Genomic DNA, 26,318 nt, shown 5'->3' on the forward strand with positions numbered 1-26,318 from the left:
TCCCTTATTGAAACCAATAAAAATAAATCAGCAGAGCAATTCCCACAAAAATCCGGTACCAGCCCCAAGGCCTGAAACCATACTTATTCAAAAATCCGATAAAAGCTTTAATGGCAATCAGAGCTACGATAAATGCCACCACGTTTCCTACAATGAAGACCGTAATATGCTCCTGGGATTCCATGATCATTTCGTAGCCTTTCTGCGGATTCGGGGTTTCTTTACCCCATGTTTTTACAAATACCGAATATACGGTTACGGCAAGCATCGTAGGCACGGCCAGGAAAAATGAGAACTCAGCTGCCGCTTTTCTTGTCAGGCCCTGGGTCATTCCACCAATGATGGATGCTGCACTCCGGCTGGTTCCCGGCATCATAGCCAGACACTGCCAGAACCCTATGGTGACCGCTTTTTTAATGGTTATTCCCTTTTCATCATCGATGGTCGGGTTTTTAAACCATCGGTCGGCAAAGAGCAAAACAACGCCACCCAAAACCAATACCGAAGAAATGGCAATCTGGTTTCCTAACACCGCTTCAATTTTATCATCAAAAAGATAGCCCAGGACCAGTGCCGGAACCACTGCAAAAGCAAGCTTGAAATAAAACTGCAGGTTTTTAAGGTCGAAGAATTTCTTCCAGTACGCCACCACTACCGAGAGTATGGCTCCAAACTGGATGGAAACCTGAAACATTTTTAGAAATTCGGTTTCTTCCAGCCCCAGTAAATTGGCCGTAAATCCCATGTGGGCGGTCGAAGAAATCGGAAGGTATTCCGTAAGTCCTTCTACGATAGCAATGATGATCGCTTTGATTAAATCCATAACGTATTTAAAAATTAAAAGACTAAAAAACTGAGAAACCCGGATCTGCCCGAATTTCTCAACTTCTTAATCTCTAATAAAATTAATTTTTACTTTCTTTTCAGAATGGCATATACTTCAATCGCAAAACCGACTACCACGAATAACGGGGCAATACGGATCCTGCGGATGGAAAAAATCCCTTCGTTCCACGAATTGGGATCGTATTTGCCGTCTACCGTATTGGCATCCGGTCCCATCATCAGAAGGAAACCGACAACGATACATGCGAAGCCGATCAGCATCCATTTAAAGTTCTGTTTTCCGAAGTAAAATGTGTTTTCCTGCGGAACTTCAGCTATTTCTTTTCCGAAGCTGTCGGCGGAAAATTTATTTGTTTTTTTGCTCATTGTTAAGAGTAATATAAATCGTCAACGTTTGATCTGAGGAATCTCCAGGTAGCTACTACCGTACTCAGGACCGTAATGAAAATTCCCACACCCAGCACCAGCAGGACCAACCAGAAATATTGGTTATTATCCTGTACGAAGGAAGATCCAATCTGGCTGGTAAAATAATACCAGACCCCGAAAAGCGCCAGCAGCCCGATCACGGAACCGATAGCCCCCAGAATAACCGCTTCGATAATAAAAGGTTTCAGGATAAATCTTCTTTTCGCCCCTACCAGCTGCATGGTTTTAATGATAAATCGCTTGGAAAATATTTTCAGACGGATGGAATTGTTGATCAGCACCACCGCCAGGATTAAAAACAGGATGGAAAACCCAAGGATCCATTTCAGAATCCTGCTGAGGTTGTTGTATACATCCACCATGAGGGTACTGTCGTTTTTCACATCGATGATACCGGGAACCCCTTTGATGACTTTGATCGCCTGGTCGATTTTGGCAGGATCCACATATTCGGGTTTTAAGGCAATTTCTATGGATGAGGGGAATATATTTTCTTCAAAAAGCGCATCTGTATCGATTCCCATTGCTTTTTTGGCTTCCTTGGAGGCCATTTCCCTCGTAATATAAGTGGCTTTTTTTACCGGGGCAAGGGTCTGAATTTCTTTGAAAACCTCAGTTTCCATTTTCGCAATTTTTACAGAATCCTTAACGTCATAATTTTCGTCAAAGTAAGCATTTACCACCAGCTGTTCCTTGATATAATCGGAATATTTCTGGGCGTTGATCAGGATAAGCCCCATTAATCCCAACAAAAATAACACTAAGGCAATACTTATTACTACTGTAATATTGCTGGACCTAAGCCTTTTCTTATTAAACTCATCTACCGATTTAGCCATTAATATTAAAATTTTTGGCTAAAATAGAAAAAATCTTCCGAAATTTGGGAACGAAAAAGAGAAAATCACTGTTAATAAAATCATAAAAAGCATTGAGTGTAAAAGCAAAAAAGCATCTGGGTCAGCACTTTCTGACGGATGAAAACATCGCAAAAAAGATCGTGGAAGGCCTTAGTTTTGATGGCTACTCCAACGTTATGGAAGTGGGTCCGGGGATGGGCGTCCTTACGAAATACCTATTGGAAAAAGACCAGCAGGTCTACCTGGCAGAAATCGATAAAGAATCCATCGAATACCTGAAAGACCACTATCCCAAAATTACGGAAGAAACTTTTGTCGGTGATTTCCTGAAACAGGATTTTCAGTTTATGCAAGACCGGCAGATCGCCATTATCGGGAATTTCCCGTATAATATCTCATCCCAGATTTTATTCAAGATCATCGATCATTATGAGCGGGTTCCTGAGATGGTCGGCATGTTCCAGAAGGAAGTGGCAGAGAGGACGGCGGCCGTTCCGAGAACCAAAGATTACGGGATCCTTTCGGTGCTTATTCAGGCCTATTATGATACGGCATATCTGTTTACCGTTCATGAAAATGTGTTTAATCCGCCGCCGAAAGTAAAATCCGGGGTCATCCGGATCACCAGGAACCCTAAAGAGGGCCTGGCGGGAAATGAAATTCTTTTCAAGCAAATTGTAAAAGCCGGTTTCAACCAAAGACGGAAAAAGCTCTCCAACGCACTGAAAATCCTGGATATTCCAGAAGCTCTGAAAATCCATGAATTTATGGATAAAAGAGCCGAAGAACTCAGTGTAGCCGACTTTATTTCATTTACCCGGCTCTGGAAGGAAAACCGGTTATAGTGCACGCAAATAACGAGATTCCGATTGTATTTAACTTAAATTCAATTACTTAATTAAAAATTAAATTAGGCTAATTCAGTCAGGGTTTCAAATAGAATTCCTCTTGGTTAAATGGCAAAATTTTCGTCTGATTACCAAGACCTTGATCGTATTTTTTCAGGAGAAAACTTCCCGCATCCGGGTTCTTCTTCGGGTCACGTTAAAATACATGAGGCTGTCTGAAATTTTCAGGCAGCCTTTTCTTTTTTGCTTATAGTCTCCATAAAAAAGACTGCCCTTCACGGACAGCCTTTGAGTATTTGCATTATCGATTGATTTGATTCTTTTATTCCCTGTTTTTCAGAAGGATCCATCCGGAGTGGTTCATATTGGCTTTGGACTTAGGATACTGGAAATTGAATTTATACCAGTAAGTAGCGGTCGGCAATCTTTTTCCTCCAAGTGTTCCGTCCCATACAGGGGTCTGTTTTGAGAACCTGAACAGTTCCGATCCGTACCGGTCATAAACCGATCCCGTGAAATTATTGAATGACCCCAGAGCCGTAAGATCAAGGGTATCGTTGATACCATCCTGATTCGGGGTAATGATGTTGGCAATATTGAAGGTAAAGAACTCCAATGCGCCTACGCAATGTGTCCCTACCGTTCTTACCTGAATATTGTAATTGGCATTGTTGATAAGACCGGTAAATACATTCGACGGCTGCCAGGTAATCCCACCGTCCACGGAATATTCTGCCGTCTGAGGGATATTGTTGATCATCGGGACTTCCGCAGTTACCGTTAAGGTATTGTTGCTGTATTCAAGATTCGTTACATAAGGAGATGCTGCAGCCATTACTTTAGCCGTAAATGTCCGCTCACAGAATCCGTTTTTGATCTTGACCGAGTAGATGCCCCACTGGTCTACATCGATGGTTCTTGTAACCGCACCCGTGCTCCACAGGTAAGTGTAGTTGGGGCCGGCTCCCGCATCAAGCGTTACCCGGTCTCCTGCACATATTTCTACGTCACGCAGGGAGGAAACGATTTCAGGCACGACCTCAACGGTAATTTTGGCCGGCAGTAAAGATTTACAGCCTTTTGTTCCTAAAGCATATACCTGGAAGGTGGTGGTATTGTAAATGGTTGCGGTCTGGGTATTTCCGGTTCCGGAAAAGTTCGCCCATTCATAAGTAACGCCTCCGCTTGCGGTAAGGTTTACCGTATCTCCCGGACAGATTTTAAGGCTGGATGACACAAGGGTTACCGTAGGCCTTGCTTCTTTTAATAATTTAAGCTCAACCCTTTTGCTACAGAAGCCTCCATTTGAAACAACTACGTATAAGGTCTGTCCGTCGGTCCCGTTATAATGAAGAATATCGGTAATAAAATTGTTGTTTTGCGCAATTGCATCCGCCTGGTTCACATAGAAATGGAACACGGCGCCCGGCGTCGTACTTATGGACGGCATGGCATCCGTTAAATCGAACCATGTGACATCCGGGGTGGAACAGAGCAGTAAAGTAGCATCAGATGCCGCCGGAGTGGTTCCCCCGTTAATTTTGATGTTGGCTTTGCCCGGACAGGGGCTTCCAGGAAACATCACCTGGATTTCATAATTCCCCGGCTGGGTGGCAGTAATGGTCGGGGATGTTGCTCCCGGAATGGCGACGCCGTTCAGATACCACTGGTAATTCATGTTGGGATCGCTAATGGAAGCGGTAATTACCTGAGGAACGCCATCGCAGACATTGATTTCCTCCGGCAGGGTCGCTCCTGTCGGATCCAGTAATTCAACATTAATGTTGAAAGATCCCCCTTCCAGAAAAACCGCTGTATCATAAATACTGTCGGGACCATACTGCCCGTAGTCGGCAACAACCATCTTGAAATGGTAAGACTGTCCGGGCACTACCGTAGCGGTAGCCTGCAGAGGAACTGTTCTTCCGTTAAAATTCGTCTCAACATTTGCGGTATTATATCCTCCGAAAAAAGTAACGTTGGGAGCTCCGCATCCCATATCATAACCCGTATCGCTGTTCTGCGGATGAATATTGGTTACGCTTACCGGTCCGGTTCCCGGAGCAGGCAATACGGCCATGTTTACATAGGGTCCGCCAGAAGTAGGCCTCAGCAATAAGGCAAAGGCATCGGCAAAATTGCAGGGATAGCCCCCGGTATATTCTTCTGAAGCCATGAGGTAATTGAATCTTACCTGGGAAGAAGTGGGCACGAAATCGAATTCAAGGATGGCTGCATTGGTCAGATATCCTGTAGATCCGATGGCAGCGGCAAGATCCGGGTCACTGCCTGTTGAAAGATTGTCCCCCAGCGCAAAAGTTTCCAGCGCATTTCCTGCTTTGCGGGCATATCCGGTGGACAATACGATTCCGTCTTTAAAAGGGAAATTGGTCGTTCCTCTATGGAAATATCCCCAGGCCCGGTCAGCCACGGTGGGCCCCTGGTTCGGGCTTACGGTAACATTGGAAACATTGGGGGTTACACAGCTGTTGGTCCCCGAAGAAATCAGCACATCCTTTATCAGCTGCTCGGCAGTGTAGGCGGAAGCAGGATAAGTAGCAACATTCACATCAATAAAAGCCCCCGCTTTTGCAGTTGCAGTTTTTGCTTCTTTCTTAATTTTCCTGGGAATATAGGACTGAGAATAAAAAAGACTCGACGAGGAGACTAAAATTAAAGAAAACATCAGTAAGCATCTCTTCATAATAATTTGTTTTAACAAATTTAAATTATTTTTATAGAAATCGCATATCTAAATCCCTTTTTTATGAATAAATAATAAAAAAACCTCTCAAAGTGAGAGGTTGTAATTTAATTATCTTTTAATTCCGGTTTTTCAGTAAAATCCATCCGCTGCGGAGCTCCAGTTTTCTGCTGGCGGGGTTCTCCCATTGCACCCGGTACCAGTAAGTTGCCGTAGGAAGATTGAGGCTTCCCCTCAGCATTCCGTTCCAGGAGGTATTGTTCTTACCTGCTTTGAATACTTCCTGCCCGTACCGGTCAAAAATAGAAGCGGCAAAATTATTATAGGTACTGATGCCTGTAAAGTCTACCGTATCGTTTTTACCATCTGAATTCGGCGTAATGGCATTCGTTACGACAAAAGTAAAGAATGAGAGAGATGTAGAGCATTTTGCATCTTTTACCCTTACCAATAAGGTGTAGTTGGTATTGTCCAGCACATTATAAAAAACATTGGATGCCTGCCAGTTGATTCCGCCGTTAATGGAATATTCCAGTGTTCCGTTGGTAGGATTCGTTGCTGTTATGGTAAGGATGTTTTTCTCATAGGTAACATCTGTAAGCTGTGGCAGTGCCGGATTGATCAGCTGAGCGGAGAATACTTTGGAACATGTCCCGTTGCTGATGGTTACCGAGTAAGTTCCCGGTGTGCTTACGGAGATGGTCTGGGTAGTGGCTCCCGTATTCCACAGATAGGTATAATTTGGCCCTGATCCTGCATCCAGGACACCACTGTCTCCGGCACAGGCATATACATCCTGCAAACCGGAGACGATCGCCGGTACAACCTGTATGGTAATGGAAGTCGGTGTGGCCACTTTGCAGCCGTTTCCACCTAAAGCATAAACGGAATAGGTTGTCGTAACGGTCGGCGATACGATCTGGGTACTGCCGTTCCCCGGAAGGCCTACCCATTCGTAAGTGACACCGCCGGTAGCCGTTAAAGTAACGGATTCCCCTACGCATATTTTAGATTTCGAAGCGGCCAGTACGGCTACCGGAGGTCCTACAGTAACGTTTACCGTTGCAGGGTTTGCAGAAACACAACCGTTCGCGCCTACGGCAAATACCGTATAGGTTGTAGTGTTTGCCGGTGAGACCACCTGGGTATTGCCATTCCCGGTAAGGCCACCACCCCAGTTATAGGTAACTCCTCCTGAGGCGGTTAAAGTCACCGATTCTCCCGCGCAGACCTGCACAGCAGTAGAAGTCAGCGAGGCCACAGGAGGCGTTGTATTCTGGGTTACCGTCACACTTGCCGTATAGCTGCAGCTCAGGCTGCCCGGCTGATTGATGTTGGTTACCGTTAAGGTATATACTCCGCCTGCATTCACCACCGGTGTGAGCGTATTACCTCCGGAAACAATATTCCCTCCTCCCGTAGCAGTCCATGCGATGGAAGACCCTGAAGGAATAATGGAAGTGGTAGCATTCAGCGTAAGTTGTGGGGTCGTACAGGTAATCTGTTGCGGCGGATTGATGGTTAAGGTGGTCTGTGCTGTTGAAAGCAACTGTAACGTTACCACATTGCGGCATCCGCCATTAACCACAAGAACATAGATCGTCTGCCCTCCTGCGCTGTTAAAAGAGGCAGGATTTGCAATGGTGTTGGCATTTCCGGCGTTGGCATCTGCAAAATTGGTATAATAGGAAAATGTAACGCCGGAAGCCGTCGTAATCTGAGGCTGGGCTTCCGTTAAATTATAATTGATTCCGCCTTGCTGATAGCATTTTAATAAAGTTGCATTATTTACGGTGATTGGCTGGGTCACCTGTATGGTGATGGTCGCCGGAGTCTGTGAAACACAGCCGTTGGCCCCAACAGCCGTTACCGTATAAGTAGTTGTTGTTGTCGGGGAGACGGTTTGGGTGGCACCGGTTCCTGTAAGCCCCGTCCAGTTGTAGGTGGTGCCCCCGGAAGCCGTTAATGTTACGGACTGGCCTGCACAGATCAGCGTACCGGAAGCTGTCACCCCTGTTGTAGGCGGTGCACTGTCCCCGGTAACGGTAACACTTGCGGTATTGGTACAGGTTAAATTTCCGGGCTGATAGGTATTGGAAATGGTTAAAGTGTAGGTTCCCGCAGCATTCACTACAGGATTTAAGGTATTGGCTCCGGAAACAATATTCCCGTTGGTAGTGGTCCAGCTGAAAGTGGCTCCCGTAGGATAAACGGATCCTGAAGCATTTAGGGTAACCTGCGGATTCGCACAGGTCAGAACACCCGGTGCGGCGATGGTTGCCGTAATCTGAGGTGCCTTTACCAGTTGCAGCTCTGCAATTCTTGAACAGAAGCCGTTTTTAACCAGTACATATACGGTTTGTCCCGCACTTGGGAAAGCGGTAGGCGTGGCAATCGTATTCCCGTTACCGGCCAAAGCATCGGACTGGTTGATATAATAGGAAAAAGTAGCCCCCGGCGTCGTACTGACCGTACTTTGGGCGGACGTTAGATTAAACACGGCATTTCCCTGGGTATAACAGGACGTGAGCGTTGCATTCTGAACGGTAGGTGATGTCCCGCCGACAATGGTTATGGAAGCCGTTCCCGGGCATGTATTCCCCGGTAAAAATACCTGAACACTGTAGGTTCCGGGCTGGGTAGCCGTATAAGAAGCCTGGGTTGCTCCCGGAATCGGGTTTACGCCCAGATACCACTGGTACGTGGCCCCGCCGCCCTGAACCGAAGCGGTAAAGGTCTGAGGAGCATTGTCACAGACATTGATGGATGAAGGAAGGGCAACGCCTGCCGGGTTCAGCAATTGAACCCCGATATCAAAAGAGCCCGCTTCAAGGAAAACTGCAGAATCGAAGTTGGAATCCTGATAATCCGCCAGAACCATTTTGAAGTGATACGTCTGGCCGGGAATTACCGTCGCCGTTGCCGTAAGAGGAACGGTACGCCCGTTAAAATTAGTCTCGATCTGCGGAGAATTATATCCACCGAAATAAGCTACATTGGCAGCGCCGCAGGCCAAAGGGGCACCGGTCTGATATTGGGTGGCCGGATGGATATTTGTTACACTTACAGGGCCCGCCCCTCCGGGAAGGACAGCCAGATTGGTATACGGATCTCCTACTCTTTTCAGCAACAGGGCAAAACCGTCACTGATGGTGCATGGAAAGTTGGTCTGGTATTCTTTGGAAGCAAAAAGGTATCTGAAGGTCACTTTGGTAGACGCCGGAACAAAATCGAATTCGATAAACGTGGCATCGTTCAGTTGGTTGTTCGGAACACCCAATGCCGCTGCAAGATCCGCATCTCCTCCTGAACCCAAAGGGTCACTCAGGGTTCCCTGAAAATCATTACCCGCCTTCCGGGCATATCCGGTCGTAAGCACGATTCCTTTGGCAAAAGGAAAATTGGTGGTTGCCTTATTAAAATATCCCCAGCTTCTGTTCTGGTTGGACACTGCTAAATTCGGAGAAACGGAAATATTGGTTACGTTGGCTGCTGAACAGGCAGACCCTCCGCTGATCAGCACGTCTTTTACCAGCTGGCTGATGCTGAAACCGGATTCCGGGTATGCCGCGGTATTTACATCGATGAAAGCTCCGGCTTTCATGTTTTCCGACGTTTTTTTACTGACGATTCCTTTCCCTTCCCTGTTCTGGGCAGAAAGGAAACCTGTTGAAAAAACTAAAAACAAAGCCAAAAATAAATTTTTTGTCCTCCTATCTAACATTTTATATTATTTTAAACAAAAATACTGTTTTTTTTAATTGAATTTCAATTCCGGACAAATTGCATTGCCGTTAATACAATTAAATTTATCGTAAAAAGATTAATTTTCATTCTTTTAAAACGGAAAAAGGCCGAACAAATTGTCGGCCTTTTTACATCTAATTACATATTATTCAAAATTCTTCAGGAGAATCCATCCGGTTTTTACTACCGGCTGTTTGCTTGCAGGATCCTCGAAACTGATCTGGTACCAGTATGAAGCGGTATTAAGGCGCTTACCCTGGAAATATCCGTCCCAGTAAGGCTGCAGTTTGCTTTCCCGGTAGACTTCTTTTCCGTAACGGTCGAAAATGGATGCCTTGAAATCCTTATTATCATTTACGCCCCTGAAATCAATAATGTCATTGATGTTATCCCCGTTCGGCGTAATAACGTTCTGCATCACGAAAGTGAAGTATTCCAGGAAGCCTACACAACTTGTTTTCTTTACCCGTACCCTGATGGAAACCACTTTATTCCGCGGAACATTGGCAAAGGTATTTGAATTCTGCCAGGTGAGGCCGTTGTCAATAGAATATTCCAGCGGTCCGTTACTCGGATTGCTTGCCGTGATGATCATTGTTCCGTTTTCGTTATAATTTACATTGACGATTTCCGGAATAATGGCCTGCGTTACCTGTGTTGTAAAATCTTTGGAACATACCCCGTTGGTAATGGTTACCTTATAGGTTCCCGGTGTCGTTACGGAGATGGTCTGCGTGGTAGCTCCCGTACTCCAAAGATAAACGTAATTCGGGCCGGCACCTGCGTCTAAAGTTATTGCATCCCCCTGGCAGATCATCCCGCCTGAAAGATTTGATTTGATGGCAGGAACCACTTCGACGGTAACCGTAGCCGGCTGCTGCGGCTTACATCCCTGAGCCCCGATAGGATAAACCGTGTAAGTTGTGGTCTGTGTCGGGGAAACCGTATAGGTAGAACCGGTTCCCGTGACGCCGGTCCACTGATAGGTTACGCCGTTTGCAGCGGTGAGTGTTGTAGATTCTCCAAGACAGATTCTGGTTCTGGTAGCGGTAAGCTGGGCAACCGGGGTAACTTCTTTTCTAAGGGTTAGATTTACTATTTTACGGCAGAAGGCCCCGTTGGAAACTACGACATAGAGGATTTGTCCGTCGGTACCGTTGTAGCTGCTCATCGCTGCTGCGGAGAGATAGTTGTTATTTCCGGCAGTAGCATCTGCCTGGCTGACGTAATACCGGACAACAGCTGTTGTGGAAGTCGTAATCAGGGGCGTTGCATCATTCAGATTGAAATTCGGTACTGTAGGTGTCGTACAGAGTTTCAGCGTAGCATCCTGGGCCGGCGGCGTGGTGCCTCCGACGATAGTAATTTCTGCCGTACCCGGACACTGGTTCCCCGGAATTGTCACCTGAATGGAATATACGCCGGGCTGGGTAGCTGTATAGGTATTGCTGGTAGCGCCGGGTATGGCTACCCCATTCAGAAACCATTGGTAAGTTGTCCCCGGAGAAGTTACAACCTGTGCCGTTAAGACCTGTGGTGTATTATCACACATGTTGATTGTAGAGGGCAGAACCGTTCCCGCACCATCCGTAAAACTGATTCCGATATCGAAAGATCCGCCTTCAATAAATACGGCGGAATCGAATATACTGTCTCTATAATCGGAAAGAATCATTTTAAAATGATAGGATACACCCGGGGTTACATTGGCAGTAGCTGTTAAAGGAACGGTTCTCCCTTCAAAATTCGTTACGATGTTCGAAGCGGAATTATATCCGGCAAAGTAAGTTTCATTGATTGCAGCGCAACCTCCTATTCCTGAAATGGCCGGGTGAATGTTAGTCATTGATACAGGTCCTGCCCCTCCGGGCAGCACGGCCACATTTACGTACGGCCCTCCGGCAGTAGGCTTGATCAGCAAGGCAAAAGCATCCGAATATTCGCACGGATAAGTGCTTGTATATTCCTCGGAAGCAAAGATATAATTGAATTTCACCTGATTGGAAGTAGGGACAAAATCAAACTCCAGCATTACATTATCATTATAATTGTTACTGGGAGTTGGGTTGGGTACCGCCGCCAGCAGATCAGGATCGTTTATCCCGGCACCTGCAACGGGATCACTTACTGAAGATGCCGTATTACCGGCTTTTCTTGCCATACCGGTTACGAGAACGATACCGTCTGTAAAAGGAAAGTTGGTCGTTGCTTTATTGAAATATCCCCAGAATCTGTCATTGTTGGTGACCGGCTGATTCGGTGTTACCGTAACATTGGATACGAGTGGCGTGGAACAGTTGGACTGCCCGTTGATGAGTACCTGCTGAACCAACTGCTGTGCCGTATAGGCTGACGGAGTATAATTTGCAGCATTGACATCAATAAAAACACCGGCTTTGTTGTTTACCGAAGTAACTAGATTTTTTGGCGGTTTCCTTTGTCCCAGCAATGAGGCTGATAAAGTTAGGAAGACTAAGATAAAATAGTAGTTTTTTAATCTATAATTTAACATTTTGATGTTGTTTGTTCAAAAATAATGATTTTTAAATTAAAATTTTACTAAAAAGATATTCATTTTTATTAAAAATGTAAATCCCTTTAAAAATTCAGAGAAGAAGATATTATATCTGTATAAACGAAAAAAACTGATAAAAATTATCAGCCTTTCCTTATTGTTTTTCGTTTAAAGATTGTTTTATTCCTTTTTCAGTTCATCAATCATGTTCTGAAGTTCATCAATTTTATCCTTTAAAGCTTTAATTTCATTCTTATTGGAACTTACATTGCTTTTCAGCATCACATTCTTAGCCCTTTCGCTGTGGTCTTCATCATCCTCTTCTTCGTTGATCTCCTCAATGTCTTCCTGGATGTCTTCAATGTCCTCGTTGATTTCCTCAATATCTTCGCTGATTTCCTCGATATCTTCACTGATTTCTTCGATATCCTCCTGGATGTCTTCGATGTCTTCCTGGATATCTTCGATCTTTTCATGGCTTTTGTTAACCGACATCTGGATGAAGATCGCCAGATAAATCGCTTCCAGCGAAACTACGGTGGTAAGGATCAGCAGCATCTTATCGAATTCCACCAGGTGAAGGACCGGCAGGAGGAAGGAAATAATAAAAAATAAAGTATGGGCAATCAGCGATGGGATGGAGCCGATCCACCAGGTAATGCCGTTGGCAATTTTTTCTAAAACCTCTGTTTTTTCTTCGTACTTTTTCATTGTGTTCTGTTTTTTATAACAATTCTTTGGTTACTCCCAGTCCGAAAAGGGCAAAATCATATTTCGCAGGATCCTGGTCATCAAACTTCCGGATCACCAGGTCCAGTTCTTCTACGGTTTTCCAGTCATTCTGCGACCGGGAAACCAGTCCCAGCTTCCGCGAAATGTTTCCGGTGTGCACATCCAGCGGAATAGACAGGTGTTTCGGATGGATCTTCTCCCAGATCCCAAAGTCCACCCCACGTTTGTCCTTACGCACCATCCACCGGAGAAACATGATGATTCTTTTGGTAGAAGAATTTTTGTAGGGCGAGCTGACGTGCTTGTGGCTCCTGTGCTTTTCACTCCCCAGAAAACGTGATCTGAAGCGTTCGATGGCATGGCCGAAATTGGTTTCGGTATCATGCACCGCAAATAGATCTTCCAGGCTTTCATTTTCAGTATAAATCCTGTGGAACTGTCTGATGAAGTAGACGAAATCTTCCCCGTTGAAAGTCCGGTGAATGCTTTTATCCTGAAGGTCTTTCAGATCTTTTTCAGAATGGTTCAGCACAAAATCATAAGGTGAATTCCCCATAATATCCAGCATCTTGTCTGCAGATTTAAGGATTGCTTTCCGGTTTCCCCACGAAATGGTCGCGGCCAGGAACCCTGCAATTTCGATATCCTGTCGTAAAGAAAAACGGTGCGGGATCCCGATGGGATCATGCTCTATAAATTCCGGCCGGTTATAGCGGTCTGCCTTTTCATCCAGGAAGATTTTCAATTCTTCAAAGTTCATCATTAAATTCTAAATTTTTACAGGCTCCAGGGCTTTCGGTAAAAAGGTATTCGGGAAAATCGTTCTGGCCTCGTCTGTAAATACGGTCAGATCCCCATAACGGTTGGAAAAATGCCCCAATATCAATTTCCCAACCTCTGCTCTTTTGGCAATCACAGCTGCTTCCTGAGCGGTCGTATGCCCGGTGTAATCGGCCATCTCCTTCAGGTCATGCAGAAAGGTGGACTCGTGGTACAAGAGCGTAACGTTTTTGATAATCGGGATGACGCTTTCCAGATACCGGGTATCACTGCAGAAAGCGTAGGAAACCGGCGGTGCGGGATCAACCGTCAGAATTTCGTTTTTAAGCACGTAACCGTCGCTAAGAACAAAGTCTTTTCCTGCTTTGATATTGTGGTAATCACAGGTTTCGATTTCTTTGTACTTGGCAATTTCCTTCATATTCAGGTGCCTATCTTTCGGTTTTTCCTTAAAGAGATAACCGTTGCAGTAGATCCTGTGATCCAGGGGAATGGTATACACCTCCACCCTGTTGTCCTCGTAGATTTTTTCCGAATAATCCTTATCCAGTTCATGATATACCACTTCAAAACCACGGTGGGTCTCCGTAATCGTAAAAATGGTTTCCAGCATTTTCCTGATTCCCTTCGGGCCGTACACATGCAGCGGCGTTTCCCTTCCCAACAGCCTGAAAGATGCAATAAGCCCCGGCAGTCCAAAACAATGGTCCCCGTGAAGATGGGAAATGAAAATATGGTTGATTTTCGAAAATTTTGCCTTCGCTTTTCTTAGCTGAACCTGCGTGCCTTCCCCGCAGTCGATCAGGAAAGACCGCTCCTCCATTTCCAGGAACTGGGCGGTCGGGGAAGAATTGACGGTAGGAATGGCTGAATTAAAGCCTAATATTGTTAGATAAGTACTCAAATTGATCGTTTATTATATACACAAAGGTACGGATTAAGGTTTAGATTAAGATTGAGGCAGAGGCTGAGCCTTAGATCGAAAGCCGGATATCCGTCGCCTTTATCTTTGTATTAGCCTCTATCTTTCAGAAACTCCAGAAACAAATCCAGTGCCTGCTTTCTGTGGCTGATCTTATTTTTATCCTGAGGATCCATTTCAGCGAAGGTCATACCGTAGCCTTCGGGAACGAAAATCGGGTCGTAGCCGAAACCTTTGAAGCCTTTATTTTCCTTCAACAGGTTGCCGTGAACCCTTCCGTCGAAATATTGCGCCCCGTTTTCATCATAGTAGCATAAAACGGTAATAAAATAGGCTTTCCGGTTTTCGATCCCTTCCATTTCATACAATACCTTTTCAATATTTCTGGCAAAATCGTGATCACCGGCGTACCGTGCGGAAAAGATTCCGGGCCTACCGTCCAGGGATTCCACCACCAGTCCGCTGTCGTCCCCAAGGCTTGGAATACCGGTCTTTTCAAAACAGTATCTGGCCTTGATCAGTGCATTGGCATTAAAGGAATCTCCGTCTTCTACGATTTCCTCATGGATATCGTAATCCGTAAGGCTTTTAACAACAAACTTATCGCCCAGGATCTGCTGGATCTCTTCTTTTTTATGGATATTGTGTGTGGCAACCAGTAATTCCATCTCCGTTTTCATTTTAATTTATATTTTATTTAACACAAAATGCATCCGTAATTTTCGCAGGGAACACGAAGATCGCCGGTGAAACAGGAAGCAAAAAATTTAATAATACCGGATCTATAATTCAGAATAATGAACTTTATACTTTTTCATAAAAAGATAAAAGAATAAAGAAAAAAGGATCACTCCCATTCCCAGGATCATCCATTCCGGTATTTTAAAAGCCTCTGCAAAGCTTTCGCTTTTGGTATAGGTAATCAGCAAGGTCGAACATAGGTTGTTGAAACCATGCAGCAGCATCGGCAGCAGCAGGGATTTTGTCTTGTAATAGACCAGCCCCAGAATACAGCCCAGCAACACTGCTCCTACCAGCTGCCACGGATTTCCATGCACCAGGCCGAAAATAACCGAAGCGGAAACGATAGCTTTCCAGGGTTCTACCCCTTTGTTCATCAATCCTTTCTGAATAATTCCCCGGAAAATAATTTCTTCGAAAATCGGGGCGCAGATTACTGCTGTAATCATCATGACTATCGGATCATCGGTGAGTTTTTCCATCAGCTGGGTAAAAAATTCATAGTATTTCCCGAAAAACGGTCCCGTGGTTGGAATCTGCGAGGTGATGAATTCCGCAATGAACATCATCCCCGTCATCATAGGAAAAATCAGAAGGTACGTATAGAAGTTGGTCGGCGAAAAGTTGAAATTCAGCTTTTTCCCGGTGGTCCTGCGCACAATAAAAAAATCAAAGAAAGCTATAGCGGTAACAAATCCTGCTGCATTGGCCAGCATAAAAAACCAATCTTTGTACTGAAGGTTTTCTTTAAAGGTAAACATCCAGAAGACATTAAAGAAAGAGGTAGCCATGGTGCCGAGAAATAATCCCGCCAATAGCACCAGCCCTCCGATCCATGTAAAGGTATACTTCGGATATTTATTTTCCATAGGGTATCAATGATTTTAAATTCAAACAAAGATAAATCAAATTATGGGAAAAGAGAATTCCGGCAAAGGAATTGCCTGTAAAACCTGATATATTTTATGGTCCCTCATCATGGGATCTGTTTTTGTATCGAGTAACTTTGCCTTTTAATTTTTCAACATGGATAAAACAATGAAGCGGCCGGAGAATGTTAATGTATCCTTGCTTACGTATGTCTCTTTTACTTTCTTAGGATATTTTATCATAGGGCTCTCACTGTCCGTCCTTCCGATTTTCATTAATAAAAGCCTGGGATTCAGCTTAGTGGTAGCCGGCTTGGTCATCAGCCTTCAGTATGTTTCCACCTTTTTTCTTAGAGCCTACTCGGGAAAAATGATCGACGGTAAAGGTCCGAAACCCGCCGTCCTGTACAGCATGCTGGGATTTTCCCTCACCGGGATTTTCCTGATCATGGCCTATTATTTTAAAGCTTCGCCATCTCTCAGTCTGATATTCCTGATCATTACGCGCCTGCTTACCGGCTGTGCGGAAGGATTGGTCGGTGCAAGTCCCATCAACTGGGCTATAATGGCGGTTGGTGAAGAACATACGGCCAAAATCATTTCCTACAACGGCGTAGCTTCTTACGGAGCTCTGGCGATCGGCGCCTCTCTGGGCATCCTCATCGAGCATGATTTCAGCCTGTACGGTATCGGCATGCTTTCCATTATGATGGGAACTGCGGGCTTTTTGTATGCGCGAACCAAAAGGAATGTAACCAATCCCAATACGCAGGAAGGACAATCTTTCTGGAAGGTATTAAGAAAAGTGGCTCCCTTCGGTGCGTGCCTGGCATTGGGCGGTCTGGGTTTTGCCAGCATATCGACCTTCATTACACTGTATTACAATTATTTCCACTGGAACAACGGCGCTCTGTGCCTGAGCGTTTTCGGCGGTCTGTTTGTTATCGGAAGACTGGTATTCAGCAATGTGATTAAAAATTACGGCGGAATCAGGGTAGCGATGGTCTGCCTTCTGGTGGAAACTACCGGTCTTCTGATTATTGCTTTCGGAAACAATCCTGAAATCGCTTTGGTAGGAGCCGGCGTTACGGGCCTTGGCTTTTCACTGATCTTCCCTGCGCTGGGGGTGGTGGCCATCAAAAGCGTTCCTGCTTCCAACCAGGGTTCTGCTTTAGCGGGATACGGACTGTTCATCGATCTTTCACTGGGTGTTGCCGGACCGCTCATCGGCGGTGTGGCGGATGTGTATGGAATGGCGTATATCTTCCCGTTCAGTGCCGGAATGGTTTTTATCGGGCTGGGACTGGCGTATCTGCTGAAAAGGAAATCGGATTTGCAGATTTAAACAGAAATCTATGAATGGCTGGAAGGGGGAAGATGGAGGCTGGAAGTTTTTCCCGCAACATAAGAATTCAGAGTCCGGAAAATATGATAGCTTAAAATATTTTAACGTGAACCCGAAGAAGAAGAAGATGGATTAACAGGCTGGAAGATGGAAGCGGGATGCCGGAAGGTTATCCCGTCAAAACAGGATCAAAGGTTTTATTCATCAAACTGAATATTTGGTCGTACAGCTTCATTTACCATGGTCTTAAAGTCCCGGAAGGACGGCTTAGTACAGGACAGGACAAAATCCTGTCAGTAGAGTTAACCGTTTATTTGTCCTGCCAGAAGCAATCTGTTAAAAATCATGACCGATTGAACCTTAATTTTATTTTTAAATCAATTAAAACAACTAATATAAATCAGATATAGGCGAATTCATATTATTTTAAAGCAAACAAATGAACCACAAATAATACGAATGGTTTCACGGATATACCCGATTATTTATCGTGAAATTTTTGAAAGTCTTCGTGCCATTCGTGTTTAATTAAAAAACTAAAGTTCGGAATCCATTTTCAGGATTCGACAAAATTCACGATTTTTGCAACTTCAAAATACGATATGTCAGACTTAATCAAAGAAATAGAGAAAAGGAAAACCTTCGGGATCATCTCCCACCCCGATGCCGGGAAGACCACTCTAACGGAAAAGCTGCTGCTTTTCGGGGGTGCGATCCAGGAAGCGGGTGCGGTAAAATCCAACAAGATAAAAAAAGGAGCCACCTCCGACTTTATGGAAATCGAAAGGCAGAGAGGGATCTCGGTAGCGACTTCCGTACTGGCTTTTGAATACAGAGACCACAAGATCAACATCCTGGATACGCCGGGTCACAAGGATTTTGCAGAAGATACTTACCGGACATTAACGGCCGTAGATTCCGTCATCGTCGTGATTGACGTGGCGAAAGGGGTTGAGGAACAGACGGAAAAGCTGGTGAAGGTATGCCGGATGCGGAATATTCCGATGTTGGTGTTCATCAATAAGCTGGACCGTGAAGGTAAAGATGCCTTCGATCTTCTTGATGAAGTGGAACAGAAACTGGGACTGACGGTTTGCCCGCTCTCCTTGCCGATTGGTATGGGAAGCGATTTCCAGGGAATCTACAACATCTGGGAAAACAACATCCAGTTGTTTCTGGAAGAGAAGAAGCAGAAGGTAGGTGAAGCGATTAAGTTTGACGACATCAATGATGCTTCGATCGATGAGGTGATCGGTGAAAAAGCAGCCACTACCCTGAGGGAAGAACTGGACCTGGTACAATCGGTTTACCCGGAATTCAACCGGGAAGATTATATGAAAGGGGACCTGCAGCCGGTTTTCTTCGGTTCGGCGTTAAATAATTTCGGGGTCCGCGAATTGCTGGATGCCTTTATTGATATTGCCCCGATGCCGCAGCCGAAGGAAAGCGATACCCGCCTGGTGAAGCCTGAAGAGGAAACGTTTACGGGATTTGTTTTCAAAATCCACGCCAACATGGATCCGAAGCACAGGGACCGTCTGGCTTTCGTAAAGATTGTTTCCGGAACGTTTAAAAGAAATGAAAATTACCTTTTGGTAAGAGAAGGCAAGAAGATGAAATTTTCTTCGCCGAATGCTTTCTTTGCCGATAAAAAAGAAGTGGTGGACGAAAGTTTCCCGGGAGACATCGTGGGTCTTCACGATACCGGAAGCTTCAGGATCGGCGATACCTTAACCGGTGGTGAAAAGCTGAGTTTCAAAGGGATTCCGAGCTTCTCTCCGGAACATTTCAGGTATATTAATAATAACGATCCGCTTAAAGCGAAACAGCTGGCCAAAGGGATCGATCAGCTGATGGATGAAGGAGTTGCCCAGTTGTTTACCCTGGAAATGAACGGCCGTAAGATCATCGGAACGGTAGGTGCGCTTCAGTACGAAGTGATCCAGTACCGTCTGGAACATGAATACGGAGCAAAATGTACCTACGAACCGCTTTCCATGCACAAAGCCTGCTGGGTGGAAGCCGATGAAAAATCTGAGGAGTTTAAGGAATTTGCGAGGTTAAAGCAACGGTTTTTGGCAAGAGATAAATACAACCAACTGGTTTTCTTAGCCGATTCTTCATTCACGATCCACATGACGCAGGAGAAATTCCCGAATGTGAAGCTGCATTTTATTAGTGAGTTTCAGAATGCTTAATTAATTTAGAGACCGTTTGCTTTTGAACGGTCTCTAAATTAAATTTATTATTCTAAAGAGTTATTATATTTTCTTTTGTTTTCTTCAACCATTTTCCGGTATTCAGGATTATTAACTTTTCCCTGATACGGATCATTTACATACTCTTCTCTTTTTAATAAATATTGATCTTTTGTAACTGTTATTCCTTTCTTCTGTTCTATCGGCAAACTTTTTTTATTGACGGAGATCAACTCAAAATTTATATAATTATTTATTTCATTAAGTTTTAAAATAAGACCAGGGAGACCTCTAAATTTATAAGGGCCATCGCTGATAGGAATATCATAAGTAAACCATGCTACAAATTTCTTTCCTCCCGCTTCAACAATTGCCTTATAGCATTTATAACCACCAATAGTAGAAATACTATTATTATTGATTTTCCAATTAAGTTTGTCAGGGCTTTCGTATGTATAATAATTTTTTCCTAAATAATTTGATATATAAGTTTTAATTTCATCTTTATATACGTTATGTTTCACCTTAGATCTTGGAAGAGCACCTGGATCTAAAACATTTCCTGTTTTCATGGCATCTTCCAGCTTTTTTCCAAAACCATCAACAGCTTCCTTATAATTTTCACTATAATAAATAGATTTCTTTCCGTTAGTAAGCAATACCATCGGCTCATATATTGATGATGATCTGTTTAAAGTATCCTGCACAAAAATGTAATTATATTTTACCTCAATTTCAGAAGAATCTTTTTTAACTTGACTCCTTGCATAATTTATACAAATAAATGAAAGGAAAATTCTTAAAAGCAGTTTCATAAATATTTAAAATATATCATTAAATAGGCTGTCTTTTTAAACAGCCTATTATTTTTTGTTAAGTCATCGGATTTTCATAGCTTGAATGTCCACAATCCTGATTGTTATACATTTCCCATTCATTATAAAGACAATCTATAGAATCAAACTGGTCATCAAAAATTGTCTGATAAGTTGTTCCACATACAGTCTTGATGGTAATTCTGTATTGTTTAAAAACAAAATCTTTTTTAATTTGTTCATTAGAATGGGAACTACATAAAGCAATTTCCTTAGCAGAAATAATTCCAGCAATCATAAATGCTGAAAACAATAATAATTTTTTCATTGTATTTATTTTTAATGTTAAACATTACAAATATAGCTGTCTGTCCAGTAAATTAATATACAATTAGTTCTACAAATTTTGTGGAACTTTTCGTACATATTTATTACTTTTGACGAAAATTAACAAATATGAGCGTAGGATCTACTATTAGAAAACTGAGAACACGTCAGAATAAATCTCAACAAGAAATTGCTGATCTACTTAATATTGACAGGAAACTTATGTCAATTGGGAAAATGATCAAAATGATATAAAATCAGAATACATTCCAAAACTCGCCTCTATTTTTAAAGTTGAAATAAAAGATCTGTTCCATGATTCGGATCACAAAATTGAAATTATTCAAAATAATCACAACGAAGGTAAAGAAACATCTATCTTAAATGGTGCAATCCTTATTATTACTGACAAAAATAGCGTTGAGGACTTGGTGAGTGTTATTAAAAATAAACTTGAAAATAATTAAATGATTATTTTATTAAATCCGCAGGAGTTTATCTGCGGATTTTTTCTTTTAATGTCATTTCTCAAAGATATCATCTCTAAGCACTTCAGCCTCATGGATAGATATTCAGTGAAAATTTTCGATTTCTGAAAAGAAGAATAACGAAATCAGATTCCAGATAAGATTTGGTGGATGTATTTTTCAAAAAATTTTGTAAAAGGATTATCTTATATTTTACAAAACATTAAAAATCAATCCTTTATCAATTTACATAAGCAAAACAACTCCTGTACAATCATTACAACCGTCCCGCTCCTAATTTTACTTCATCGAAAAATTAATGTTATGAAAAAATTCATTTTACTCGTTGCGGTATCCGGTACGTTCATTATGTGTAAAAAAGGAGAAACCGCAGCTTCCAATATGGAAAACACCATTCATTCGGCAGACAGCACCGTTTCGGCAGCTTCTGAACAATTGGACAAAGTAAGTGATCAGGCACATGCGGCCCTGGATTCTGCCGGTGTCAGGATCAGAGATTTTGAAAATGCCAAAAATGAGGTAAGGGATAAAATCGAGAACACTTCAAAAATGGTAGACTCCCTGTCGGATAAGATTTCCCATGTGGCTCTGGAATCCAAATCGGAAAAGAAAGATTCCGCTGCAAAAAATCAGAAGATCGTAGTGAATGTTCCAGCACCAAAAGTAATCCGGGAAACCAAAGTGGTGTACAAAAAACAGCAGGAAAAGGAAAATGCTGAACAGACGGTCTCGAAAAACAGAATGGTAAAAACAGGGACGCTCGAGCTCTATGTAAACAATGCTGAAACGGCAAAAGAAATTGTAAAGGAAGAAGTAGCCCAATACGAAGGATTCATTAGGAGCGAAAATATTTCGGTAAGCAGCGATGATAAAAAAATGGCTTATCTGAAAGTACGGGTCCCGCTCCAGAAATTCGATGACCTGATGAGCGATCTGAGCTATAACTTAGGCGACGTTGAAAACAAAAGCATTGAGGTGACCGGACAGGAAGTTGCGGAAAACACCCTCTGCGATATTGATATTACACTGTATGGAAAAGAGGAAAATCATGGAGTACGGAAAGAGCCGGAAACCTTCGGTGAAAAATCCTTCGCGGCCGTTTCTTCAGGCTGGAATGTGATCACGTCCATTTTCCTGTTTATCCTTCCGCTCTGGCCTCTGCTTTTACTGGGCGGAGCCGGCTATTATTTTTATAAGAAAAGAGGTAAAAGCACAAACCGTCATGATCCTCATTAACCCGATTTGTCGGCGGGAAGCGGGAAGTTTTGGCTGTTTCTGAACGGAAATGCCTGTTTCCACTGATATTATCTTAAAGTTTTAAATAAAAATTCTATTATTTTAACGTGAATTCGAGGTACAAGCCGTAAATAAAGGCTGGAAGATGGAAGCTGGATGCCGGAAGTTTCTCTTGTCAGGCATAGGATCAAAGGTCCTGATCATCAAACTGAATAGGGTATCGCTTTTATCAGAGGAGTTATTATTCAATCCTGAATAACCGGCCTTTTTTTTCAATCATGGACGGATTTCTCTTGTTTTTAAAGTCCTGAAAGGACAGCTTGGTACAGGATAGGATAAAATCCTATCAGAAGCATAAACCGTGTATTTGTTCCGGCAAAATGAGTATTATTTAAAATCCCGACTGAATCACTCTCATTTTTATTTTTGAATTAAATAATCGGCTGAATATGATGTGGATACAGTCAGATTCATGTTATTTTAATAATATTTTAATCAGAAATCCGTTTTCACAAAAACTCTTATCCTTACTTTTACATCATAATCATGAGGCGGATAAAAAAATGTAAATGAAAATTTAACCTTCGGCAAAAATGGCCATCCAATAGATAAAGCTGATCAGATTTGATTTTAAAATAAAAGATATATATTATTAATATTTTGTGGTTCGTGTGAAGTAAAAAGGCTCCCAATATTGAGAGCCTTTTACTATTTCCGTATAATTAAGCAATTACTTTGCAATGCTTCTTGAAATAACAATCTTCTGGATCTCGGAAGTTCCTTCATAGATCTGGGTAATTTTCGCATCCCGCATCATCCTTTCCACATGGTACTCCTTCACATATCCGTATCCTCCGTGGATCTGTACAGCTTCAATAGTTGTATCCATTGCCACCTGAGAAGCGTAAAGCTTAGCCATTGCACCGCTTTCAGAGATATCTTTTCCGGCATCTTTTTCTACAGCGGCTTTAAAGCAAAGCATTCTTGCTGCGGTAATCTGGGTAGCCATATCAGCCAGCTTAAACGCGATCGCCTGGTGGTTAATAATTTCCGTTTTGAACGCTTTTCTCGTCTTTGCATATTTCAGTGCAAGCTCGTAAGCTCCGGAAGCAATTCCCAATGCCTGGGAAGCAATCCCGATTCTCCCGCCATTCAAAACTGCCATGGCAAAGTTAAATCCGAACCCGTCTTCCCCGATTCTGTTTTCTTTCGGTACTTTCACATTGTTGAAGATCAAAGAGTGCGTATCGCTTCCTCTGATTCCCAGTTTGTCTTCTTTCAGCCCGATCTCGAAACCTTCCCATCCTCTTTCCACGATAAATGCGTTGATTCCTTTATGTTTTTTCTCAGGATCCGTCTGGGCGATCACGATATAATAAGTAGCCGTTCCACCGTTGGTGATCCAGTTCTTGATTCCGTTTAACAAATAATAATCTCCTTTGTCTTCAGCAGTTGTTTTCTGTGAAGTGGCATCAGATCCCGCTTCTGGTTCCGATAAGGCAAAAGCCCCGATTACCTGTCCGCTTGCAAGCGGGGTAAGGTATTTCATTTTCTGCTCTTCAGAAGCGAATTTTTCCAGACCGGCACAAACCAATGAATTATTTACGGACATCACTACAGCGGCAGAAGCATCGATCTTGGCAATTTCCTCCATAGCCAAAACATAAGAAACGCTGTCCATTCCGGCACCTCCGTACTTAGGATCCACCATCATTCCCAAAAGACCCATTTCTCCCATTTTCTTCACCTGTTCGGCAGGAAACTTCTGGTCGCGGTCTCTCTCGATAACCTCCGGTAATAGTTCGTTCTGAGCAAAATCCCTTGCTGCCTGCTGAATCATCAGCTGTTCTTCTGATAAATTAAAGTCCATAAAAAAATAATAATTAGATGGTCGCTAATTTACACTTTTTGATCAAATCTGAAAACAGAATGATAAATTAGAGGATAACAATGAAAAACGGTAATTTATAAATATTCATCAGATATAAATTAAGTTTGAATTATTAAATCGATTAAGGCTTCCCTTTTATTAATTTCTAATTAACATTTATGATTTCCTTAATTAAAAAAAATGCTTATATTTAAAATTATTAAAATCATATAATAAGAATCATGGCAATCAAAAGGTTATTCGATATACCACACCATGCTTTAGAGAAATATCCTAAGCAAGACATGTTTGTGACGAAGGATCATGGGGAGTGGAAAAAAACATCTACGCAGGAATTCATCAACCAGGCCAACAAAATTTCAAGGGGCCTTCTGAAACTTGGAATAAAGCCTGGTGATAAAATCGCCTTAATTACCACCAATTCGCGCACCGAATGGGCCATTATGGATCTCGGAATCTCCCAGATCGGCGTGGTGTCGGTTCCTGTATATCCGAATATTTCGCCGGAAGACTATGAATTCATCTTTACCAATGCCGAAATCAAATACTGCTTTGTTTCCGATAAGGACCTGTTGGGTAAAGTGGTGAAAGTAAAACATAACATTCCGTCATTACAGGGTATTTTTACTTTCGACCCCATTACCGGAGCAGCCAGCTGGAAAGAAATCATTGATCTTGGTGAAGACGACTCTACCCAGATTGAAGTGGAAGACCTTTCGAAGGCCATTAATTCCGAAGACCTGGCCACCATTATCTATACGTCGGGAACTACCGGAAAACCGAAAGGGGTCATGCTCACCCATCACAATATCGTTTCCAATGTACTGGGTTCCGTACCGAGAATTCCCAAAAAGAAAAGCCTGGATTACAAAGACACCCGGGTGCTGAGCTTCCTGCCGATCTGCCATATTTTCGAGAGAATGCTTTTTTACCTTTTCCAGTACAACGGTTTTTCCATCTATTTTGCGGAAAGCATTGACAAGATGGGCGAAAATGTAAAGGAGGTAAAGCCCCATTACATGAGCGTTGTGCCGAGACTGGTGGAAAAAGTATACGATAAAATCTATGCAACCGGTTCCTCTGCGGGAGGCCTTAAGCAGAAGATCTTTTTCTGGGCACTGGACCTGATTTCCAAAAAGAAAACCGTATCCAAACCTTCGGGATTAAAAGAAATTATTGCCGATAAGCTGGTATTCAAAAAATGGAGAGAAGGACTAGGAGGTGAGATCATTACCCTGGTGTCAGGTTCTGCCGCCTTATCCACCCGTCTGAACCTGATGTTCCAGAATGCAGGCATCCCTATTTTGGAAGGCTATGGGCTTACGGAAACTTCACCGGTGATTTCCGTCAACAGCTTTGAGAAGATGAAGATCGGAACCGTAGGGCTGCCGTTGGACAATCTGGATGTTAAGATTCAGGCAGACGGTGAAATTACCGTGAAAGGCCCTTCGGTTTTCAAAGGATATTTCAAAAACGAAGAAATGTCGAAAGAGGTATTTACCGAGGAAGGCTACTTCAGAACAGGTGATATCGGCCACCTCGACAGCGACGGATTTTTGCAGATCACCGACCGTAAAAAGGAGATGTTTAAGACATCAGGCGGGAAGTACATTGCTCCCCAGACCATCGAAAACCAGGCGAAGGCTTCCAAATTCATCGAACAGATTATGGTGGTCGGCGACGGTGAGAAAATGCCGTGTGCCCTGATCCAGCCGGATTTTGAATTTGCAAAAAGCTGGGCGATGAGAAATAATCTCAACATCGGTACGACGCCCCAGGAAATCGCAGAAAGTGCAGAGCTGAAAGACCGGATCAAGAAAGAGATCGACGGCATCAACGAGCACCTCGGAAACTGGGAGCAGATTAAAAAAATCGAACTGACCCCGGAAATCTGGGCCGTCGACACCGGACTGCTTACCCCAACGCTGAAACTGAAAAGGAAAGCCATCAAGGAAAAGTTCATCAGCCTTTACAATAAGATGTATGAGCATCGTGAATAAAATACATACCGCTTCTTTCGGAGCG

General features: G+C 43.2%; 19 protein-coding genes. 5 read left to right on the plus strand and 14 right to left on the minus strand.

The window, feature by feature from the left end:
• Positions 1-4: 4 nt before the first annotated feature.
• From CHA01nite_RS10275 to CHA01nite_RS10285, 3 genes are all read right to left on the minus strand, one after another.
• The gene (locus CHA01nite_RS10275; protein WP_146941227.1) at positions 5-823 is read right to left on the minus strand and encodes an undecaprenyl-diphosphate phosphatase; all 819 of its coding nucleotides are present in this window, start codon (positions 821-823) and stop codon (positions 5-7) included.
• An 89-nt stretch (positions 824-912) separates the two neighbouring features.
• The gene (locus tag CHA01nite_RS10280; protein WP_146941228.1) at positions 913-1,212 is read right to left on the minus strand and encodes a DUF3098 domain-containing protein; all 300 of its coding nucleotides are present in this window, start codon (positions 1,210-1,212) and stop codon (positions 913-915) included.
• A gap of 2 nt (positions 1,213-1,214) precedes the next feature.
• Complete coding sequence (locus CHA01nite_RS10285; protein WP_146941229.1) at positions 1,215-2,114, minus strand: cell division protein FtsX; 900 nt, start codon at positions 2,112-2,114, stop codon at positions 1,215-1,217.
• Positions 2,115-2,206: 92 nt separating this feature from the next.
• Here CHA01nite_RS10285 and rsmA point away from each other — a divergent pair, with 92 nt between their 5' ends.
• A complete protein-coding gene (gene rsmA / locus CHA01nite_RS10290) occupies positions 2,207-2,980 on the plus strand; it encodes a 16S rRNA (adenine(1518)-N(6)/adenine(1519)-N(6))-dimethyltransferase RsmA (protein WP_146941230.1) in 774 nt (257 codons plus the stop codon).
• A 325-nt stretch (positions 2,981-3,305) separates the two neighbouring features.
• Here the strand turns inward: rsmA and CHA01nite_RS10295 are convergent, their stop codons facing one another.
• The 8 genes from CHA01nite_RS10295 to CHA01nite_RS10330 form a co-directional block, all read right to left on the minus strand.
• Positions 3,306-5,687: a choice-of-anchor L domain-containing protein gene (locus CHA01nite_RS10295; RefSeq protein ID WP_146941231.1), complete on the minus strand. Its 2,382-nt coding sequence runs from the start codon at positions 5,685-5,687 to the stop codon at positions 3,306-3,308.
• 118 nt (positions 5,688-5,805) lie between these two features.
• Positions 5,806-9,381, minus strand: coding sequence for a choice-of-anchor L domain-containing protein (locus CHA01nite_RS10300; protein WP_228458394.1), 3,576 nt, complete (start codon positions 9,379-9,381; stop codon positions 5,806-5,808).
• A 198-nt stretch (positions 9,382-9,579) separates the two neighbouring features.
• Positions 9,580-11,946, minus strand: a complete 2,367-nt coding sequence (locus tag CHA01nite_RS10305) for a choice-of-anchor L domain-containing protein (protein WP_146941233.1) — start codon at positions 11,944-11,946, stop codon at positions 9,580-9,582.
• A gap of 183 nt (positions 11,947-12,129) precedes the next feature.
• Complete coding sequence (locus CHA01nite_RS10310; protein ID WP_146941234.1) at positions 12,130-12,660, minus strand: DUF1003 domain-containing protein; 531 nt, start codon at positions 12,658-12,660, stop codon at positions 12,130-12,132.
• 13 nt (positions 12,661-12,673) lie between these two features.
• On the minus strand, positions 12,674-13,441 hold the full coding sequence (locus CHA01nite_RS10315; protein WP_146941315.1) for a TIGR02757 family protein: 768 nt from the start codon (positions 13,439-13,441) through the stop codon (positions 12,674-12,676).
• A 9-nt stretch (positions 13,442-13,450) separates the two neighbouring features.
• Entirely contained in the window at positions 13,451-14,365 is a 915-nt protein-coding gene (locus CHA01nite_RS10320; RefSeq protein ID WP_146941235.1) for a ribonuclease Z, read from the minus strand.
• Positions 14,366-14,475: 110 nt separating this feature from the next.
• A complete protein-coding gene (rdgB, locus tag CHA01nite_RS10325; protein ID WP_174771816.1) occupies positions 14,476-15,063 on the minus strand; it encodes an RdgB/HAM1 family non-canonical purine NTP pyrophosphatase in 588 nt (195 codons plus the stop codon).
• A gap of 102 nt (positions 15,064-15,165) precedes the next feature.
• The gene (locus tag CHA01nite_RS10330) at positions 15,166-15,993 is read right to left on the minus strand and encodes a CPBP family intramembrane glutamic endopeptidase (RefSeq protein ID WP_146941237.1); all 828 of its coding nucleotides are present in this window, start codon (positions 15,991-15,993) and stop codon (positions 15,166-15,168) included.
• Positions 15,994-16,150: 157 nt separating this feature from the next.
• Between CHA01nite_RS10330 and CHA01nite_RS10335 the strand changes: the two genes are divergently transcribed.
• On the plus strand, positions 16,151-17,338 hold the full coding sequence (locus CHA01nite_RS10335) for an MFS transporter (RefSeq protein WP_146941238.1): 1,188 nt from the start codon (positions 16,151-16,153) through the stop codon (positions 17,336-17,338).
• A 602-nt stretch (positions 17,339-17,940) separates the two neighbouring features.
• Entirely contained in the window at positions 17,941-19,536 is a 1,596-nt protein-coding gene (locus CHA01nite_RS10340; RefSeq protein ID WP_146941239.1) for a peptide chain release factor 3, read from the plus strand.
• Between the two features lie 47 nt (positions 19,537-19,583).
• Here the strand turns inward: CHA01nite_RS10340 and CHA01nite_RS10345 are convergent, their stop codons facing one another.
• Entirely contained in the window at positions 19,584-20,351 is a 768-nt protein-coding gene (locus CHA01nite_RS10345; RefSeq protein WP_146941240.1) for a GLPGLI family protein, read from the minus strand.
• Between the two features lie 58 nt (positions 20,352-20,409).
• Positions 20,410-20,679: a hypothetical protein gene (locus tag CHA01nite_RS10350; RefSeq protein ID WP_146941241.1), complete on the minus strand. Its 270-nt coding sequence runs from the start codon at positions 20,677-20,679 to the stop codon at positions 20,410-20,412.
• A gap of 790 nt (positions 20,680-21,469) precedes the next feature.
• Between CHA01nite_RS10350 and CHA01nite_RS10355 the strand changes: the two genes are divergently transcribed.
• Positions 21,470-22,402 carry a DUF4349 domain-containing protein gene (locus CHA01nite_RS10355; RefSeq protein ID WP_146941242.1) on the plus strand — a complete coding sequence of 311 codons (933 nt, stop codon included), beginning with the start codon at positions 21,470-21,472 and terminating at the stop codon, positions 22,400-22,402.
• A gap of 730 nt (positions 22,403-23,132) precedes the next feature.
• On the opposite strand, the gene CHA01nite_RS10360 is transcribed toward CHA01nite_RS10355, so the two are convergent.
• The gene (locus tag CHA01nite_RS10360; protein ID WP_146941243.1) at positions 23,133-24,272 is read right to left on the minus strand and encodes an acyl-CoA dehydrogenase; all 1,140 of its coding nucleotides are present in this window, start codon (positions 24,270-24,272) and stop codon (positions 23,133-23,135) included.
• A 242-nt stretch (positions 24,273-24,514) separates the two neighbouring features.
• Between CHA01nite_RS10360 and CHA01nite_RS10365 the strand changes: the two genes are divergently transcribed.
• Entirely contained in the window at positions 24,515-26,293 is a 1,779-nt protein-coding gene (locus CHA01nite_RS10365) for an AMP-dependent synthetase/ligase (protein ID WP_146941244.1), read from the plus strand.
• Positions 26,294-26,318: the final 25 nt, after the last annotated feature.

Origin of the sequence: Chryseobacterium hagamense (assembly GCF_007991455.1) — a bacterium.
GTDB classification, from domain to species: Bacteria; Bacteroidota; Bacteroidia; order Flavobacteriales; family Weeksellaceae; genus Chryseobacterium; species Chryseobacterium hagamense.